The sequence below is a fragment of the uncultured Fretibacterium sp. genome (genome assembly GCF_938040765.1).
Taxonomy (GTDB): domain Bacteria; phylum Synergistota; class Synergistia; order Synergistales; family Aminobacteriaceae; genus CAJPSE01.
In genome coordinates this window covers 1-1,356 of record NZ_CALIAA010000013.1, presented here as the reverse complement: position 1 = coordinate 1,356, position 1,356 = coordinate 1, and the positions used below count along the sequence as shown (strand labels likewise).

The 1,356-nt window shown below is 63.4% G+C and carries 2 protein-coding genes; both read left to right on the top strand.

Annotation, left to right across the window (positions count from 1 at the left end; all coding sequences use genetic code 11):
• Positions 1-533, top strand: a 533-nt coding sequence (locus Q0176_RS00390) for an HNH endonuclease family protein (RefSeq protein ID WP_299297912.1), incomplete at its 5' end; no start/stop codon positions are given.
• 63 nt (positions 534-596) lie between these two features.
• The gene (locus tag Q0176_RS00385; protein ID WP_299297910.1) at positions 597-1,019 is read left to right on the top strand and encodes a hypothetical protein; all 423 of its coding nucleotides are present in this window, start codon (positions 597-599) and stop codon (positions 1,017-1,019) included.
• Positions 1,020-1,356 lie beyond the last annotated feature (337 nt).

Below are 1,356 nucleotides of genomic sequence, written 5' to 3'. Positions count from 1 at the left end.
GCCTGTACAACGCGATCGCGTGGAAGGTCTCGAACGGGAAATACGAGCGTCCTTCCGAGGTGATCGAAGCGCTGCAGAGCGTCTATCCCGACGACGGGCCGTTCAAGGCCGCCTTTGGAGAGAAGGAGCTGCGCACGGGCAACAGCCGCAACAAAAAGGTGGCGCGCTACATTCTCTTCGAGATCGAGCGGCAGTGTTCCGGCCAGGATCTCGATTTCGAGAGCGCCGCCTACACCTTGGAGCACATCCTTCCGGAGCATCCCTCGGAAGCCTGGTCCCACATCGACGAGTCCAGCCAGGAACGCTTTATCTACCGTATCGGCAACATGACGCCGCTCGAAAATAAGCTGAACCGGGCGCTGGGCAACCAGGACTACGCGGAAAAGCGCAAGGTCTATCCGAAAAGCGCGTTTCAGATCACCCGTGCGATCGCCGAGCATTACGAAACCTGGGACGCATCCAGAGTCGAGGCCAGGCAGAACCGCCTCGCGGCTATCGCCGCAGGCATCTGGAAGGTGGATTTCGGAGGTTAGACAGGGGTCCAGGGGAGCCTGCTCCCCTGGACGGGGTATGCATGTTTTTTGGAGGTGCCTGCGATGCTGAATTCTGCCGTCGACATCAACCATGAGCTGAACCATCTGCTCCGCTTTGCCCTGAGCCGCGGGCTGATCGGGCCCTTGGCCGCCAACGTCCTCATCGGGGAGCTGGGGGTAACGGATTTTTCCCCAGAGCCCTGCTTGCAGGAGCGTCCTGAGGAAAATTTCGAGGCTATCCTGACGCCCGCCCCGATTCTGGAGCGTGTCCTGGACTGGGCCGTGGAGGCCGGACTGACCCCGGACATGGCGACGGACCACGACCTGCTGGACACGCGGCTGATGGGGGCTCTCGCGCCTCGCCCGTCGTGGACGGCCGCCACGGAGTACGGCGAGCTGGACATCACCATCAACCTCCCCAAGCCCGAGAAGGACCCCCGCGAGATCGCCCGGGCACGCACCGCCGCGCTGTCCTCCTATCCCTAATGCCTGCTCTGCCGCGAGAACGAGGGGTTTTACGGAAACGCGAACCATCCGGCCCGCCAGAACCTGCGGCTGATCCCGATGGACCTCCGCGGGCGGCATCGGGCCTGCGGGGTAAAGCCGTAGAGGCGATGCTGCGGGCGGAGGTGGGGTGCGTCTTCGAGCAGGTGCTGCATGACAGCGCGGTGTTCAAGCGTGACGCGGAAGGTATGTCCGCCTTCGATCGGTTCGCGGCGGGACTGTGACGGGATGGGGCACGGGAGGGGGGCGCGTATTGCCCCCTTCCCCAAACGGCGCATCGAGTGTATAATAGGCTTCGCGTTTTTGCGGAGACGTGGCC